The organism is Aquimarina spinulae (assembly GCF_943373825.1).
GTDB lineage: Bacteria > Bacteroidota > Bacteroidia > Flavobacteriales > Flavobacteriaceae > Aquimarina > Aquimarina spinulae.
Window position 1 is genome coordinate 3,621,805 of sequence record NZ_CALSBP010000002.1, and the last position, 16,389, is coordinate 3,638,193.

Consider the following 16,389-nt stretch of genomic DNA (forward strand, 5'->3'; position numbering starts at 1 on the left):
TTTAGAAAGCACAAAAACATGGTATTCTACCCCAGGTATACGATATTGTTATACCTGTAAATACATACCAGTCATTGTTATTTAAATTACCAAATCCTGTTCCATACCTATCATCAGGATTACTGCCGTCAAGGTTATCAGTAAATGTGTATCTGGCACCTATTTCTGCACCAAACACAAAATTTCTGCCTAATGTTTTTTTAATCCCTAAAACCATAGGGATTGCGAAACTCCATTTATCTGCATATGCGTCGATTTGATTATTCGCATCAACAGCTAATGCACCATAATTAAATGTAGTAATTCCTGTATATAGATAAGGGGTGAATTGGGATTCTCCGTCGTAAAGATACCAATCCCAGAAATTAAATTCCATTCCTAGCGATATTTCTTTTACAGAATTGCTAAAACTTAGTCCTCTTTGTTTTCTTCTATCATCTCCTTTATCGTCATTAGCATTGAGTTTGGCATATAGAAATGAAGCTCTAAAAGCATGTCGTTTACTTCGATTCCATTTTCCGATAGCTCCAAAAGCGACATTATTAGGTGAAATGTAGTATGTAGATCCTACATCTCCTATATAGTTAGCTCCTCCAGCCATCAAACCTACTTCGTAAGTTTGTGATGCGATTGGTTGTACAAAAAATACAACAATTATAAGTGATGCTAAGTATCTCATAGATTTTCAAAAGTTTGCAAATATAACAATTAACTTTAGTACACAAGAATTTGAGTAAAATAGTATGAATAAAAAACACTTTTTAGTACATTTTATTGTTCAATTGCGTTTATCTTCCCCCCAAAGCATCTTTTTACGCAATGTTTTTAGAAAGCTTTCATCTTGCAGAACTACCATATTAATTTTGAATGGAGCTTTTTTAATAACTACTGTAGCTTCATTTGGTAGTGTGTGTATTCTTGAGTCTAAAGAAATTAAGTAGGTATCTTCTCTTCCTGTAACCTGTAATTTGATTTCTTGATTATCGGGTATAACAAGGGGTCTTACATTAAGATTATGTGGAGCAATAGGAGTTAATACCATACTTTCTGCATCAGGCATCATTACCGGGCCACCACAACTTAATGAGTATCCTGTAGAACCGGTAGGAGTAGAAACAATTAAACCATCTGCCCAATATGAAGTAAGAAATTCATTGTTAAGAGTGGTATGTACAGTAATCATAGAAGTTGTATTTCTTCGACTTACTGCGATTTCATTCATTGCAAAGTTTAATACGCCAAACTCTTCTGTTGCAGGTAAAGTTTCTACCGTTACGAGGCTTCTTGAAGAAATATAAAACTTTTTGTCAAGGATGAGTGCTATAGTATCTTTAATTTCTTCTTTTTGAATGGTAGCCAAAAAACCTAATCTTCCGGTGTTGATCCCTGCAATTGGGATTCCTAAATCTCGAACATAGGTGATCGTTTTGAGAATAGTGCCGTCTCCTCCAATACTAAAAAAAAGATCATACGATGTATCCAGTTCTTCAAAAGTGCTAAAATGAGAATATGTTTTATCTATTTCATCATGAAGATTTATCAATTCAAGAAAATTTTTCTCAATTACAACTTCTACACCGTTTTTGTCAAGAGTTTCTAATAACTGTTGAATGTAGATTCCCGAGTTTTTATGATAGAACTGCCCGTATATACCGATCTTCATTATAATTGGATTTGTGTTAGTATTAGATTAGGTAACCTGTTCTATATATTAAGGTATTTTGCTAAATATTGGGATCTTTCTTTAAGATTTGACAAAAATGTATCTTCTTGATGCTTTGAAACAATATTATAGCTGTATCTTCTAAATGTTTGTACGATATTATTAATGTCGGTATCGCTAATCTTTAGTGTTATCTGGGCGACATCATTTTTCATATTCGATATAAATAAACCCAATACTTTGGCATTATTTGATTCTACAATTTGCGAAATTTCACTAAAAGAATAATCCAGAACTCCTTTTTCTACTATTAAAATATTACCAGGCTCACTAAGAAACGGGGTTTCGTTAAAAAGGTTCATAATATCACCAAGTTCAAAAAAGCCTAAATAACTGTTGTTGTCATCTAATACTGGCATAATGTTAGAATTGCTCTGTGCGAAAGATTCTAGAATATCTAACCAGTTATCACCTTCTCTTACATAAAACCCTTCAAGGGCATATTGATAAGCATCCAAAGTTTTATCGGTTTCAAAACATCGGATATCTGCTTCAGAAATGCACCCTAAATATATATTCTGTTTTATAACAGGGAAATGGGTATAGGTAAGTTCATTAAATAGCAGTTGCGCCTCTGTTACTTTGACAGCTACGTCAAGAGGTTCTATTTCATTAACTATGTACAAATTCGTCTTCATAACTTTTTTGGGGCTATATTATGCAAAATAATCAAAAAATATACAATCAAGGCGTTCTCAACTTTGTATTTTTGCTTTTTTAGTAAAAGACATCAAAAACCATGACAAAGTTAAGTGTTAACGTTAATAAAATTGCAACTTTACGTAATTCAAGAGGAGGGAATACTCCTAATTTAATACAGGTAGCCACCGATATTCAGCATTTTGGAGGAGAAGGAATTACAATTCATCCAAGACCAGATGAGAGGCATATACGATATCAAGATGCATATGATCTAAAGCCAATTGTACATACAGAGTATAATATAGAGGGAAATCCTATTCCTAAGTTTGTAGAGTTGGTATTAGCTGTTAAGCCAACTCAGGTTACTTTGGTTCCTGATGCAGAGGATGCTATAACGAGTAATGCAGGTTGGAATACAAAAAAACATGAAAGTTTTTTGAAAGAAGTAATATCTGAGTTTAAGCGTAATGATATTAGAACCTCAATATTTGTAGATCCCATTTCCGAGATGATAGAAGGTGCTGTAAGTACAGGAGCAGATAGGATTGAATTGTATACCGAAGAATTTGCTTCAGAATACGCAAAAGGAAATTTGAAAGCAATACAGCCCTATTCGGATTGTGCTCAACAAGCAATTGATCTTGGGATCGGAGTAAATGCAGGTCATGATCTCTCTTTGGATAATATTAAGTTTTTTAAAGAAAATATCCCTGGACTTCTTGAGGTTTCTATTGGGCATGCTTTGATAAGCGAATCTATATATCTGGGATTAGAGAATGTAGTTAATATGTATTTACATCGTTTAAAGTAAAGCTGTAGATATGAAGTTACATGCAAATGTTTTTGGCGAAGGGCAACCTTTTATAATCCTTCATGGGTTTTTAGGAACGGGAGATAACTGGAAGACACTTGGGAAGAAAATCTCTGAACAAGGATTTCAGGTTCATTTGATAGATCAACGAAATCATGGTAGAAGCCCTCATAGTAATGAGTTTAATTATGATATACTTGCAGATGATTTAGCGACGTACTGCGAAGAACACCATTTGCAGAACTGTAATATTTTGGGACACTCTATGGGGGGAAAGACAGTAATGCTTTTCGCATCAAAATACCCTGATTTGATTGATCGTTTAATTGTGGCCGATATAGGACCGAAATATTATCCATTACATCACCAGGATATTTTAGACGGGTTAAGTGCTTTGGATTTTGAAATTTTAAAATCCAGAGGAGAGGTGGATCACGAGTTAAGTATGTATGTGCCTGATACAGGAGTACGAATGTTTCTTCTTAAAAATCTGTACTGGAAAGATAAGGGAGTTCTCGGGCTGCGAATGAATTTGGAAGCATTGATAAAAAATGCTCACGAAATCGGAGTAGAACTACCAGAACAATATAGTTATTCTGGATATACTCTCTTTCTAAAAGGAGAGCGATCTAATTATATTTTGGAAGAAGATGAACCCAGAATAAAAAAGCAATTCCCTAATTCTAAAATCGGGGAAATTTCAAACGCAGGTCATTGGTTACATGCCGAAAACCCAACTAATTTTTTGGAAGAAGTGTTAGAATTCATCAAAAAATAGAGAAAAAATGCTATGTATGCATAATATTTTGATGATTTCGTTGGATAATTAGTATTTTCTATTAAATTTGGAAAATCAAATTTTAATATAGAACTTATATAAACTTTTTGTTTACCTACGAATTTTACATTTTGGCCTCTAAATTTTTGTGTCTTTCCCATAATATGGCATGGTGATGCACTCATGAAACTTTTTATTCTAGATTAACCGCCAAAATTTTTTACTTACAAACAAAAAAGTAGACAAGTTCATTCTAAACATAACAAACAATACTAATTAATTATGAGAAAACTTTTATTATTTATTCTGTTCGTCTCGGTAACCTTGGTTACGTATGCAGGCGGATATAGAGTTAGTGTGCAAGGACAAAGAGCTGTTGCAATGGGGCATACTGGAGTAGCGGTGGTGAATAGTGCAGAATTGGTATTCTTTAATCCTGCGGGTCTTGTGTACTTAGAAAATAAATTAAACGTAAGTGTTGGTGCAAGTGGTATCTTTACAAATGTAATATATCAAAACCAAGGATTAGGTACTTCTTCAGAAACTGATAGTTCTGTAGGTACTCCTCTTAATTTATATGGTTCTTATAAGGTAAATGATTGGATGTCTATTGGTTTGGGAGTATATACTCCTTTTGGTAGCGAAGTAGAATGGCCGACTGATTGGGCAGGTTCTCATTTGGTTAATAATATTGAATTAGCGGCAATCTATATACAGCCAGTAGTATCGTTTAAGATTTCTGATTATTTTAGTATTGGTGGTGGACCTATTTATGTTACCGGTTCTGTGAATTTTAATCGTAATGCCAGTAGAACAACAACCGATTTAGAAGGTAACCGTTCTAATATTACGGTCGACGATTCTGGAGTTACCAATTGGGGATGGAGTATAGGTGCAATGTTTAATCCTACCGAAGATTTGCATATAGGATTTAGTTATCGTAGTGAGATTATTATGGAAGTCGAAGGGGGAGAAGCTACGTTTTCGAATTTCCCAAATTCTCCTGCAGCACCCGCTAATGGAACTACAACCTTTAATGCAGAGTTGCCATTGCCAGCAGAACTTACTCTAGGGCTTTCATACGAATATGAGAAATGGGTATTTGCATTTGACTATAACAGACAATTCTGGGATGTATATGAGTCGTTGGATCTTACTTTTGGTAATGGTTCTAATTCGGTAAACCCGCGTAATTATAAGAATTCTTCGGTCTACCGACTTGGATTGCAGTATCAGGCAACCGATAAGATCACCCTAAGAGCTGGATATTACCGTGATGAAACTCCGGTGCAACCAGGCTATTTTGCTCCAGAAACTCCTCGTAATGACTCTGATGGATTTACTGGTGGTTTAAGTTTTGCCGTAACATCTAAGTTAGCTATTGATGCTTCATTCTTTTACTTGAGATTTGAAGAGGTAGATGCTTCTTATGATTTTGGTACAAACTCGACTGGTGGTAGAGAATCTTTTGGAGGAACATATAAATCCAGCGCATTTGCTCCTGGACTTGGTTTAACTTATAAAATGTAATAAAGATGATGAGGAAAAATATAAAATATTTAGCGATTCTTGCATTAGGAATAATAGCATGTGAACCAGAATTTGATAATCCGATTGATGAGGCAGGAACGTATACAAGTGGAGAAGCCGATTTTAGTAACTATGTAGCATTAGGGAACTCGCTTACAGCAGGTTTTGCTGACGGAGCATTATATATAACAGGACAAGAAAATTCATATCCTAATATACTATCTAAGCAATTTGCATTTGCGGGTGGCGGTGATTTTACACAACCATTAATGTCGGATAATGCAGGAGGAGCATTGCTAGGAGGAACTCAAATTTTGGATAATAGATTTGTTTTAGTTTTTGATGCAGATGGTAAACCTGTTGGTCCTTCTGTATATACAGGAGCGGCACCAACTACAGAGATATCTAGTACTTTAGCAGGGCCTTTTAATAATATGGGAGTTCCTGGTGCAAAAAGTTTTCATTTAAGTCCAACTGCAATAGGATATGGTAATGTAGCAGGAGTAGCAAGTGGTTCGGCAAATCCATATTTTGCAAGATTTGCTTCTTCTGCAACAGCAACGGTTGTAGGAGATGCTGTAGCTCAAAACCCTACGTTTTTTAGTTTATGGATTGGAAATAATGATATACTTAGTTATGCTACTTCTGGAGGTGTAGGCGCAGATAATAATGAAGTGCCTAACACTGATCCGTCTACTTATGGTCCAAATGATATTACAAATACTACTGTGTTTGCAGGTGTTTATAGTCAATTAATTGATGCACTTACTGCAAAAGGAGCTAAGGGAGTGTTGCTAAACTTACCAAGTGTAACTTCTATACCATTTTTTACAACGGTTCCTTATGCGCCATTAAGTCCTTTGAATCCTGATTTCGGGCCACAAATACCAACACTTAATGCAACCTATGCAGGATTAAACCTTGCATTTGCAGGTATTGGTGTTCCAGAAAGAGCAATAGAATTTTCTACTACTGGAGCAAGTGCTGTGGTAATTAAAGATAAATCACTCGATGATAAAACAGCACAATTGACTGCTGCTTTAACTCCTACATTTGGAGCATTAAAAGCAGCCCTTTTTGGTGCGCAATACGGTCAGGCAAGACAAGCTACAGCAGAAGATTTATTAGTGCTGACCAGTTCAAGTATTATCGGAAAACTTAACGAAGCTAGGTTTACAGAATTAGTTGGTTTAGGTTTGTCTCAGGAAGAAGCAGGTCAATTAGCGGTTAATGGCGTTAGTTTTCCTTTAGAGGATAAGTATGTGTTAATACCTACAGAACAAACGGCTATAGAAAATGCTCGTACAGGGTTTAATGCTACTATTGCAGGTCTTGCTACAGCTAAAGGATTAGCGTTTTATGACGCTGCAGCCGATTTGGCACAAGCTGCAAACGGAGGTATTCCTATTGATGGAGGAGTGATTACATCAGAATTTGTTATAGGTGGTGGATTCTCATTAGATGGGGTGCACCCAACACCAAGAGCTCATGCTTTGATAACTAATGGAGTATTAGATGCGATTAAAGCTACTTATGGAGCTAACCTGCCAAGAGTTAATCCTGCAGATTATGGTACAGTTACCTTAAGTAATGATGTTAATTAAGAAAAAATATACTAAACAATGTTTAGGTAAAAGCCTGCTGTTTTTTTCAGCAGGCTTTTTTTATTGAATGAGATAAAGTTTATATTTGAGGTATGAATTTTATACTTAAACTTATTTTAAATGCATTAGCAGTGCTTCTTCTAGCCAAGATCCTACCAGGAGTAGGAGTCGATAATTATGTTAGCGCATTAATAGTTGCGGCTGTTTTGGCAATTTTGAATACAATTGTAAAGCCTTTACTGATTATTTTAACACTGCCAGCTACAATACTTACTTTGGGATTGTTTCTTTTAGTTATTAATGCAGCAATTATTTTATTGGCAGATTATTTTATAGCTGGTTTTAGTGTAAATGGATGGTTGTGGGCGCTGATCTTTAGTGTCTTGTTATCTGTGTTTCAATCGATACTACATTCTATTTTGAAGAAAGACAAAAATTAATGTAACGCTTACTGTTTTTCAAGGAGTTAAAAGTTTGTTGTGATCTAAAAAAGTATTACTTTTGCAAGCCAATTTTTAGAGTAAACGTAGAGATAATGAATATTTCAAAAGAGCAATTAGACGAATTAAATGCAGTGGTAACCGTAGATATCGCTAAAGAAGACTATAGTGATAAGGTCGAAAAAATCCTTGGTGATTATCGTAAAAATGCTAACATTCCTGGTTTTAGAAAAGGTCACGTTCCTATGGGACTTGTTAAAAAACAATACGGAAAAGCAGTTTTGGTAGATGAAGTAAATAAACTGTTACAAGATGCATTAAATAAATACCTTACAGAAGAAAAACTTGATGTATTAGGAAACCCATTACCAAAGGAACAGGAAAACTTTGACTGGGATACCGATGATTACTCTTTCGAATTCGAACTTGGATTAGCTCCAAAATTTGAAGTAAAACTTAATGGTAAAAAAGCGATCACTCACTACAAAATTGTAGCAAATGATGAGATGATCGATAATCAGATCAAAACCATCCAGAAACAATATGGAAAGCTTATATCTAAAGATGTTGTAGAGAAAGATGATTTGGTAGCTGGTTCTTTTGTTAATGAAGAAAAAGAAATTGACAATGCATTTACTGTTTCTTTAGATAAAATTAAAGGTAAAAAGAATCTTGATAAATTTATAGGAGCAAAAGTAGGTGATGTTATCAAGTTAAAAACAAAAGGATTGTTTGCCGATGATCACGATTTGATAAGTGCTTTAAAAATAAATCATGATGAGGCACACGACCTTAATGTAGAAGTAACTTTTACAGTTTCAGAAATAAATACCCAGGAACTTGCAGATTTAGATCAGGAGTTATTCGATAAACTATATGGTGCAGGTGTTATAAAGTCGGTTACCGATCTGAAAGAAAAAATAAAAGAAGATGCCGAACGTCAATTCGAGCAACAGTCAGAGCAACAACTACTTAATGATATCACTGAAAATGTTTTAGAGAATACTAAATTTGATCTCCCTAATGAGTTTTTGAAGAAATGGATTAGAGCGACTGGTGAGAAGCCTTTGACAGAAGATGAAGCAAAGGACGAATTTGAAAAAAGCGAAAAAGGATTACGTTATCAATTGATCGAAGGTAAAATAATTAATGATAATAACCTTCAGGTAACTTTTGAAGAATTGAAAGATTTTGCAAAAGAATTGATTAAAGGTCAGATGGCTCAATTTGGGCAAAATTCTCCAGAAGATAAAGAGTTAGAGGATATTGCAGCAAGAATATTATCCAATCAAGAAGAGGTTAAAAGAATCTCTGAACAATTGATGAGTAAAAAGCTACTTAATTATTATAAAGAAAATGCAAAGCTAAAGGTAAAAGAGGTTAGCTTTGATGAATTCATAAAAGAAGTTTACAAATAATTAATGTTGTAATTTACTAAGGAATTATACTTATATTTAGGGCGTTAAACTATCTTTAGGTTAACGCCCTTTTTATCAATAAAAATTTCAGAAAAAGAAATATGGATTACGGAAAAGAATTCGAAAAATACGCTACTAAGCATCATGGTATTAATAGTAACTATTATAACCAGATCGTTAGTAGTATGTATCCAACCGGGATGACTCCTAATATCATAGAAGAACGTCAAATGAACATTGCTATTTTTGATGTTTTCTCGAGGTTAATGATGGATCGTATTATATTTTTAGGAACCGGGATTAATGATCAGGTTGCTAATATTGTTCAGGCCCAATTGTTATTTCTCGAAAGTGTAGATTCTTCTAAAGATATTCAGATTTATATCAATTCTCCAGGAGGAAGTGTCTATGCAGGCCTTGGTATTTATGATACAATGCAATTTATCAAACCAGATGTGGCTACTATATGTACAGGTATGGCTGCATCTATGGGAGCTGTATTATTATGTGCAGGACAAAAAGGAAAACGTTCTGGATTGCCTCATAGTCGCGTTATGATTCATCAGCCATTAGGAGGTGCCCAGGGACAAGCAAGTGACATAGAAATTACTGCACGTGAGATTTTGATATTAAAAGAAGAATTATATAAAATTATTGCCAAACACTCCGGACAAACCTACGATAAAGTTTATGAGGATAGTGATAGAGATTATTGGATGAAAGCAGATAAAGCTCTAGAGTATGGGATGATTGATGAGATTTTGACTAGAGAATGATGTGATTTTTCTTGTTAATTAGGGGATTTTTCCCTTATACTTGTATGTATATACGAAAACAAGAGAAGTTTTTATGAAAATGAAAATAAATAACTATGGCTAAGGAAGATTTAGAATGCTCTTTTTGTGGAAGAAAGAAGCCTGAAACCAATTTGCTTATTGCAGGGTTAGATGCCCATATTTGTGATCGATGTATTGTTCAGGCACATGGAATTGTGGTGGAAGAAGCTAAAGATGAAGAAACAGGCGAGCTTAGTAGCGAATTAATGTTACGAAAGCCTATGGCTATCAAGAAGTTTTTGGATGAGTATGTAATAGGGCAGGAGTTTACAAAAAAAGTAATGTCTGTAGCAGTATATAATCATTATAAACGTTTATTGCAACCACAAACAGATGATGATATTGAGATTCAAAAGAGTAATATCATTATGGTAGGGCAAACGGGTACGGGAAAAACATTAATGGCTAAAACCATTGCCAAAATGCTTAACGTTCCATTAGCTATTGTAGATGCAACTGTACTTACCGAAGCAGGTTATGTAGGTGAAGATGTAGAAAGTATTCTTACACGACTACTTCAGGCTGCAGATTATAATCTTGAGAAAGCACAACGTGGTATTGTATTTATTGATGAGATAGATAAAATAGCTCGTAAAAGTGATAATCCTAGTATTACCAGAGATGTTTCTGGAGAAGGAGTGCAACAAGCTTTACTTAAGTTGTTAGAAGGCACTGTAGTAAATGTTCCGCCAAAAGGTGGGCGTAAGCATCCAGATCAAAAGTTTATTGAAGTAAATACCGAAAATATTCTTTTTATTGCTGGCGGTGCTTTTGATGGGATCGAAAAAATGATCCAGAAACGATTAAATATGCAGGCTGTTGGATATAGTGCTTCTAAAAGTGAAGACGCTATAGAGAAAGATAATCTGTTACAATATATCATTCCTAGAGATTTGAAAGATTTTGGATTAATTCCTGAGATTATTGGTAGACTTCCTGTACTTTCTTATATGAATCCTTTGGATGAGGAAACCCTTAGGTCTATTTTAACAGTTCCTAAAAATGCTATAATAAAGCAATATAAGAAGTTGTTTGAAATGGATAATATTGGTTTCTCAATTACCGATGGTGCATTAGAATATATTGTAGAAAAAGCTCTTGAGTATAGATTGGGAGCAAGGGGTCTTAGATCACTTTGCGAAGCAATTTTAACAGATGCAATGTACGAACTGCCAGAAAGCGAAGAAACAGAGTTTAGAGTAACTAAGGATTATGCCGAAAAGAAGCTGAATAAATCTACGATTAAAAAGCTTAAAGCAGTCTCTTAAAGTAAAAGAAAAAAGCTTTACATAAAAAAACACCTTTATAAATTTATAAAGGTGTTTTTTGTTGGTTGATTAGTTGATAATATATTTATTCTGTATATGATATTCGATCCTTATTGTTGGTAATGATATCTTCTGTGTTTTTTAATACAAGATCACTGTTGTTAAGGTGTGTTTCTAAACCATTTTGACGAATTAAAGCTTCATAAAATGTTGCTTTAGAAATTTCACTATAACAAGTGTCTTCTTCTAGTGTGTTTTCTGTTTTTAAAGCCCTTGTAGAAGAAGAAACATCAGTAGTAGTCTCTTTTGAAGTTATATTAGCCGTTTCATCGGCATTAGTAATATGGTTTTCGGTTTTGATTTCTTGTGCGTTAATTCCTATGGTTAGCAGTAATAAAGTAATGCAAGATATCGTAGTTTTCATATTTTGGGGCTTTAATATATTTAATAACTATCTGAGGACAAATTTAATATGAAAATGAGAGCCTAAAAAATGATTTGATATTTTTTAGATCAAACGCTTTTTTTGAACGATGAAATACTAATTTTTTTGTTAAAAACGACAATTCTTACATAGTTTTTTTACGGTTAAACCGTAATTATATATGTTTTTGTTTATGGTTTTTATGGAAAAAAGATCGATTTTGGAAGACTTAACTATTTCTTAATCAAGGAGAATAGGAACTCACATTATTTAGGGCAATTAGCTCGTCAATATACGTTCGTTTATTAGAAAGTCTTGGAACTTTATGTTGCCCACCCAGCTTATTATTCTTTTTCAACCAATCATAGAATAGATTTTGTCTTGCAATACGTATATGAAGAATGTTAAGAGTTGTGTTGTTATATCTTTTGGCCTCATAATCACTATTTACCTGTTGCAGATTTTGATCGAGAATATGAGTAAATTCTTTAATGTCTTCGGGATGCTTTTTAAACTCAATGATCCACTCATGTGCACCTTTTTCTCGTTCTTTCATAAAAATTGGCGCTACGGTATAATCTACAATTTCACTATTAGTGATTTTGGTTGTTTTTCTAAGCGCTTCTTCTGCATTTTCGATAATAAGCTCTTCTCCAAAGACATTAATATGATGCTTGGTTCTTCCTGATACCTTGATCCTATATGGATCTATAGAGGTAAATCGAATAGTATCTCCAATTTTATAGCGCCATAATCCAGCATTAGTTGTAATGATAATGGCATAATTTTTTCCAACCTCTACTTCGCTTAACGGAATCACTTTTTCTGTTTTGGTACCATAAGTATCCATAGGTATAAACTCATAAAAAATCCCATAGTCTAGCATCAATAGTAACTCAGAAGAATTGTTATGATCCTGGATAGCAAAGAAACCTTCAGAAGCATTATATATTTCGTAATATTTAAAAGAGTTTCTAGGTAAAATTTTGCTGTATTGATCTTTATAGGGTTCAAAACTTACTCCACCGTGAAAATATACTTCGAGATTATTCCAGATGTCGAAGATATTCTCATTTCCTGTCATTTCCAGCACTTGATTAAGTAAAACTAACATCCAGGAAGGAACACCTGCTAAACTAGTTACATTTTCCTGAATGGTCTCATTAACAATAGCCTTCATTTTATGCTCCCAATCACTCATTAATGATACTTCGTTACTAGGAGTAGAGCTAAATTCTGCCCAAAAAGGCATGTTGTCTATAATTATTGCAGATAAATCTCCAAAAGAAGTTCCGTTTTCTTTATATAATTCTTTACTACCACCTAGCCTAAGGCTTTTTCCCGTAAAAAGTTTTGATTCCTCATTATTGTTAAGGTACATGCATAAGAGGTCTTTACCAGCAGCAAAATGACAATCTTCTAGTGATTCTTCACTAACAGGGATGAATTTGCTTTTAGAACTGGTAGTACCACTAGATTTTGCAAACCACTTGATAGGAGTGGGCCAAAAAATATTGTGTTCGCCTAAACGACTTCTTTCGATTATCGATTCATAATCTTCATAAGACCGTATAGGTACTCGTTCTTTAAAAGTTTCATAATTACTTATAGTCGCAAAATCATAGCTTTTCCCAAATTCTGTATTCTTAGCTGTTTCTAATAGCACATGCAGCAATTCGAGCTGAACTTCATTAGGATACTTAAGAAAAAGCTCCATTTGATGAAAGCGTTTTTTTAAGAACCAGCTGGCTATAGAATTAACTAATGGGATTGGCATTTTTTAATGTATATTTAGGCAGAAATAATGTACACCAATTCTTAATATAAAACCGGGAAACATTATTTTTGTTGTTGTCAATTAGAAACTAAAATAATAAAAATAATCACATTCTTCTTATTAGATTATTATATAACGAAATTTTATGCAATATCAGGGGGTACTAACAAAAATGCAAACAGAAATTAATGATCCTATTCAGTATTATCTGGTTTTCGAATCCGATTTTATTCACATGAATCAGTTATTGGATAAAAAAGTACGAATAGAATTTGTAGGATATCAGTGTCTTGCTTGTGGTGAAAATAAAAAAATATTTAGACAAGGGTATTGTTATGATGATTTTTACAACCAACCTCAAGTCGGAGATTGGGTAATGCGTCCAGAGTTAAGTACTGCCCATTTAGATATTGAGGATAGGGATTTAGAATTTGAGAAAAAGGCACAGCTTCAGCCACATATAGTATATCTGGCTAATTCTAGTAATGTTAAGGTAGGGGTAACCAGAAAATCTCAGGTACCCACAAGATGGATAGATCAAGGAGCTCATGAAGCTATAGAAATTGTTGAAGTTCCTAATCGATATTTGGCAGGTATTACCGAAGTAGCTTTAAAAGAAAAGGTTGCCGATAAAACAAATTGGCGTACCATGCTTAAAAATGAAATAACAGATGAAGATCTGACCTCTTTTAAAAACAAACTAAAAGATTTTATACCCGATGAGGTAAAAGAGTATTTTGTCGAAAATGGAAAAGAGACTCAGCTTTGTTTTCCTGTACTTCAATATCCTAATACTGTAAAAAGTCTTAACCTGGAGAAAACACCAGAATATTCTGGCGTGCTAAAAGGAATTAAGGGACAATATCTCATTTTTGAAGATAATACAGTCTTTAATGTGAGAAATAACGAAGGATATGTGGTTAGTTTAACAATAACCTAACATGATTCTTTTGTAATTATAGCCAATTCTTCTTCTCCGTAGATTTCACATTGTTGTAATGTACTTTTAATGTCTTCAATGGATGTTCTTGGATTTATAAGGCACATCCTAAGTACGACCTGACCTTGCAAAACTGTAGTTACCAGTATTGCTTCTCTAGAATCGACTATTTTTTTAGAAATATTCTGATTGATACGATCTAATTGTTCTTCAGAAAGTTGATGACCAATAGGGTGATATCTAAAGTTAATTATGGCCAATGTAGCTGGTGATGTAATTTCCCAATATGTACTTTTTCGTAAGATATTTTCAGTTTGTTCGGCAAGATCTATATTGTATTGTATGGCTTTTCTAAAAGATTCTAGGCCAAACGTTTTTAACGACATATAAAACTTTAAAGCACGAAAACGTCGGGTTAACTGAATACCATGATCATAAAAATTAATTTCAGATTCATTGCCTTCTATATCTCTTAGGTATTCTGGTTTCTCACTAAATGTACCACTTAACCAATTATGATCTTTAACTAATAAGCAACCTATTTCGTATGGCTGAAAAAACCACTTGTGTGGATCTACAGTTAGCGAATCTGCTCGTTCGATACCTTTTAAAAGCTTTTTTCCTTTACTTGCCAAAATTGCAGCACCTCCGTATGCTCCATCAACATGCATCCACAAATTTTCTTCCTGGCAGATATTCGCAATTTCATCCATAGGATCTACAGTTCCTGTATTGGTAGTTCCTGCAGATGCTATTATGCAAAACGGTTGAAACCCTTCAAGACGATCTTTGGCAATTACATTTTTTAATTTATTTAAAGAAACTTTAAATTCTAGATCCGTAGGAATAAGCCTGATCTGCTCTTTTTTAAAGCCAATTACTTTGATTGCTTTTATGTTTGAAGAGTGAGCTTGATCTGATAAATAGATTATTGCTTTAGAAAAATCTTCTCCGCACTTTACTCTTCTGGCTGTTACCAATGCAGTAAGATTTGCCATCGAACCACCACTGGTAAATATTCCTCCTCCCATTTTTGTTGGAAACCCAAAAATCTTGAGTAACCAGTTCATAACTACTATTTCTAATTCTGCTGCTGCCGGAGATGCGGCCCAGCCACCAGAAAATATATTAAAACCTGTGGCAATAGTATCAGCCATTGCACTTATGTAGTTACTTGGACCAGGCACAAAAGAATATGATTTTGGATGAGATACAATACTACTGTTCGGAATGACTTGATCCATTACAAAATCCAGAACTTCGTTTGCAGGAGTAGGGTGATCAGGAAGTTCCTCTGTTAGTAAAGAATCCATTTCCTCTCTTGAAGCAATGGTTACAGGCTTTTTTGAGTTCTGGGTCTCAAAATGGTCCACAATATGATCTATAATCTTATATCCATAGTGTTGCATTTCTTCTTTTGGCAACCTTAACTTAGAGTTGAAATCGTCTTTATTCACGGCAATATAATTTTATCAGAATTGCTGACAAATATAAAAACACTTAACAGATAATTACTTGTATAAATGGCTTAAAAAATGGTATTTTGGTATAGCTTACTTCATTCGGTTAAAAAATTGATACCTTGAAAAATAGAAATAACAACCAAGACTATTCCTATAATCCTAGAAAGCTTAGCTTTTGAATCTCCTGGTTGTTGTGCAATTTTGTTTCCCCATCGACCATAAAAATATAATGTTCCTATTTTTCCTAAGTAAATTCCAATAAAGAAAAGGAAAAGAGAAATAAGTGGATTTTGAACTGTGAGTTTAAAAATATATTTATTTACCAGTGAAATGGCTAAAACCCAGTAAATAATTACAGGAGGGTTTAATATCGCTAAAGAAAAACCGGTAAGGAATTTAGATTTGGATAGTTTTAATTTTTTGGATTTATGTTTAGTATTTATTTTATTCTTAAAAAGTAAGAAATACACGCCAATAGAGAAGAAGAGTATAATGAACACAATTTGAATCCATTGATTTTCTCGAAAAAAGTTGGATAACTCCATACTACAATGCAACGCAAAAAGGGCCAGCAAAACTTCACCAATCCCTGCTGCCAGTGCTATACGTGATGCGGTTTTAATATTTTCTTTTACAGAAGTATGAATAACAGCCAGATTGACTGCCCCCAGAGGAAGTGCACCTATTACAGCTGTAACAATTCCTAATAAGAGATATAGTACAGATAGTGTCATA

General features: G+C 33.9%; 16 protein-coding genes. 9 read left to right on the forward strand and 7 right to left on the reverse strand.

Annotated features, from left to right (window positions below; genetic code table 11):
- Position 1: 1 nt before the first annotated feature.
- The 3 genes from porG to NNH57_RS21010 all read right to left on the reverse strand — a co-directional run bounded on the left by porG (position 2) and on the right by NNH57_RS21010 (position 2,361).
- Positions 2 to 679 carry a type IX secretion system protein PorG gene (gene porG, locus NNH57_RS21000; protein WP_108807894.1) on the reverse strand — a complete coding sequence of 226 codons (678 nt, stop codon included), beginning with the start codon at positions 677 to 679 and terminating at the stop codon, positions 2 to 4.
- Between the two features lie 99 nt (positions 680 to 778).
- Positions 779 to 1,663, reverse strand: a complete 885-nt coding sequence (locus NNH57_RS21005) for an NAD kinase (protein WP_074409639.1) — start codon at positions 1,661 to 1,663, stop codon at positions 779 to 781.
- 41 nt (positions 1,664 to 1,704) lie between these two features.
- Entirely contained in the window at positions 1,705 to 2,361 is a 657-nt protein-coding gene (locus NNH57_RS21010; protein ID WP_074409638.1) for a CBS domain-containing protein, read from the reverse strand.
- Positions 2,362 to 2,462: 101 nt separating this feature from the next.
- On the opposite strand from NNH57_RS21010, the gene NNH57_RS21015 reads away from it, so the two are divergent.
- The 8 genes from NNH57_RS21015 to clpX all read left to right on the forward strand — a co-directional run bounded on the left by NNH57_RS21015 (position 2,463) and on the right by clpX (position 11,050).
- Positions 2,463 to 3,176: a pyridoxine 5'-phosphate synthase gene (locus tag NNH57_RS21015; RefSeq protein WP_074409637.1), complete on the forward strand. Its 714-nt coding sequence runs from the start codon at positions 2,463 to 2,465 to the stop codon at positions 3,174 to 3,176.
- A gap of 10 nt (positions 3,177 to 3,186) precedes the next feature.
- Positions 3,187 to 3,954: an alpha/beta fold hydrolase gene (locus NNH57_RS21020; RefSeq protein ID WP_074409636.1), complete on the forward strand. Its 768-nt coding sequence runs from the start codon at positions 3,187 to 3,189 to the stop codon at positions 3,952 to 3,954.
- A 282-nt stretch (positions 3,955 to 4,236) separates the two neighbouring features.
- Positions 4,237 to 5,484 (forward strand): OmpP1/FadL family transporter, encoded by a 1,248-nt coding sequence (locus NNH57_RS21025; RefSeq protein ID WP_108807893.1) that lies wholly within the window; start codon positions 4,237 to 4,239, stop codon positions 5,482 to 5,484.
- A gap of 5 nt (positions 5,485 to 5,489) precedes the next feature.
- Positions 5,490 to 7,088 carry an SGNH/GDSL hydrolase family protein gene (locus NNH57_RS21030; RefSeq protein ID WP_306345573.1) on the forward strand — a complete coding sequence of 533 codons (1,599 nt, stop codon included), beginning with the start codon at positions 5,490 to 5,492 and terminating at the stop codon, positions 7,086 to 7,088.
- Positions 7,089 to 7,180: 92 nt separating this feature from the next.
- A complete protein-coding gene (locus tag NNH57_RS21035) occupies positions 7,181 to 7,528 on the forward strand; it encodes a phage holin family protein (RefSeq protein WP_074409633.1) in 348 nt (115 codons plus the stop codon).
- A 95-nt stretch (positions 7,529 to 7,623) separates the two neighbouring features.
- A complete protein-coding gene (gene tig, locus NNH57_RS21040; protein ID WP_074409632.1) occupies positions 7,624 to 8,946 on the forward strand; it encodes a trigger factor in 1,323 nt (440 codons plus the stop codon).
- A gap of 101 nt (positions 8,947 to 9,047) precedes the next feature.
- Entirely contained in the window at positions 9,048 to 9,722 is a 675-nt protein-coding gene (gene clpP / locus NNH57_RS21045; protein WP_025667217.1) for an ATP-dependent Clp endopeptidase proteolytic subunit ClpP, read from the forward strand.
- Positions 9,723 to 9,817: 95 nt separating this feature from the next.
- A complete protein-coding gene (gene clpX, locus NNH57_RS21050; RefSeq protein WP_074409631.1) occupies positions 9,818 to 11,050 on the forward strand; it encodes an ATP-dependent Clp protease ATP-binding subunit ClpX in 1,233 nt (410 codons plus the stop codon).
- 85 nt (positions 11,051 to 11,135) lie between these two features.
- Here clpX and NNH57_RS21055 read toward each other — a convergent pair whose 3' ends face one another.
- Positions 11,136 to 11,474 carry a hypothetical protein gene (locus tag NNH57_RS21055; RefSeq protein WP_074409630.1) on the reverse strand — a complete coding sequence of 113 codons (339 nt, stop codon included), beginning with the start codon at positions 11,472 to 11,474 and terminating at the stop codon, positions 11,136 to 11,138.
- A gap of 244 nt (positions 11,475 to 11,718) precedes the next feature.
- Complete coding sequence (locus NNH57_RS21060) at positions 11,719 to 13,251, reverse strand: GH3 auxin-responsive promoter family protein (protein WP_074409629.1); 1,533 nt, start codon at positions 13,249 to 13,251, stop codon at positions 11,719 to 11,721.
- A 145-nt stretch (positions 13,252 to 13,396) separates the two neighbouring features.
- Here NNH57_RS21060 and NNH57_RS21065 point away from each other — a divergent pair, with 145 nt between their 5' ends.
- On the forward strand, positions 13,397 to 14,191 hold the full coding sequence (locus NNH57_RS21065) for a DUF2797 domain-containing protein (protein ID WP_074409628.1): 795 nt from the start codon (positions 13,397 to 13,399) through the stop codon (positions 14,189 to 14,191).
- Here NNH57_RS21065 and NNH57_RS21070 read toward each other — a convergent pair.
- Together NNH57_RS21070 and NNH57_RS21075 are read right to left on the reverse strand one after the other, a co-directional pair.
- Positions 14,188 to 15,600, reverse strand: a complete 1,413-nt coding sequence (locus NNH57_RS21070) for a pyridoxal phosphate-dependent decarboxylase family protein (protein WP_074409744.1) — start codon at positions 15,598 to 15,600, stop codon at positions 14,188 to 14,190. The two genes, NNH57_RS21065 and NNH57_RS21070, sit on opposite strands and share 4 nt — an antisense overlap.
- 149 nt (positions 15,601 to 15,749) lie before the next feature.
- Positions 15,750 to 16,388 (reverse strand): LysE family transporter, encoded by a 639-nt coding sequence (locus NNH57_RS21075; protein WP_074409627.1) that lies wholly within the window; start codon positions 16,386 to 16,388, stop codon positions 15,750 to 15,752.
- Position 16,389: the final 1 nt, after the last annotated feature.

What these genes read in the sequence shown, in the direction of transcription:
- NNH57_RS21060 (WP_074409629.1), bottom strand. Translation starts at nt 13,251, where the DNA reads ATGCCAATCCCATTAGTTAATTCTATAGCCAGCTGGTTCTTAAAAAAA.
- NNH57_RS21070 (WP_074409744.1), bottom strand. Translation starts at nt 15,600, where the DNA reads ATGCAACACTATGGATATAAGATTATAGATCATATTGTGGACCATTTT.
- NNH57_RS21030 (WP_306345573.1), top strand. Translation starts at nt 5,490, where the DNA reads ATGATGAGGAAAAATATAAAATATTTAGCGATTCTTGCATTAGGAATA.
- NNH57_RS21075 (WP_074409627.1), bottom strand. Translation starts at nt 16,388, where the DNA reads ATGACACTATCTGTACTATATCTCTTATTAGGAATTGTTACAGCTGTA.
- NNH57_RS21020 (WP_074409636.1), top strand. Translation starts at nt 3,187, where the DNA reads ATGAAGTTACATGCAAATGTTTTTGGCGAAGGGCAACCTTTTATAATC.
- tig (WP_074409632.1), top strand. Translation starts at nt 7,624, where the DNA reads ATGAATATTTCAAAAGAGCAATTAGACGAATTAAATGCAGTGGTAACC.
- NNH57_RS21065 (WP_074409628.1), top strand. Translation starts at nt 13,397, where the DNA reads ATGCAATATCAGGGGGTACTAACAAAAATGCAAACAGAAATTAATGAT.
- NNH57_RS21055 (WP_074409630.1), bottom strand. Translation starts at nt 11,474, where the DNA reads ATGAAAACTACGATATCTTGCATTACTTTATTACTGCTAACCATAGGA.
- clpP (WP_025667217.1), top strand. Translation starts at nt 9,048, where the DNA reads ATGGATTACGGAAAAGAATTCGAAAAATACGCTACTAAGCATCATGGT.
- NNH57_RS21025 (WP_108807893.1), top strand. Translation starts at nt 4,237, where the DNA reads ATGAGAAAACTTTTATTATTTATTCTGTTCGTCTCGGTAACCTTGGTT.
- clpX (WP_074409631.1), top strand. Translation starts at nt 9,818, where the DNA reads ATGGCTAAGGAAGATTTAGAATGCTCTTTTTGTGGAAGAAAGAAGCCT.
- porG (WP_108807894.1), bottom strand. Translation starts at nt 679, where the DNA reads ATGAGATACTTAGCATCACTTATAATTGTTGTATTTTTTGTACAACCA.
- NNH57_RS21010 (WP_074409638.1), bottom strand. Translation starts at nt 2,361, where the DNA reads ATGAAGACGAATTTGTACATAGTTAATGAAATAGAACCTCTTGACGTA.
- NNH57_RS21035 (WP_074409633.1), top strand. Translation starts at nt 7,181, where the DNA reads ATGAATTTTATACTTAAACTTATTTTAAATGCATTAGCAGTGCTTCTT.
- NNH57_RS21015 (WP_074409637.1), top strand. Translation starts at nt 2,463, where the DNA reads ATGACAAAGTTAAGTGTTAACGTTAATAAAATTGCAACTTTACGTAAT.
- NNH57_RS21005 (WP_074409639.1), bottom strand. Translation starts at nt 1,663, where the DNA reads ATGAAGATCGGTATATACGGGCAGTTCTATCATAAAAACTCGGGAATC.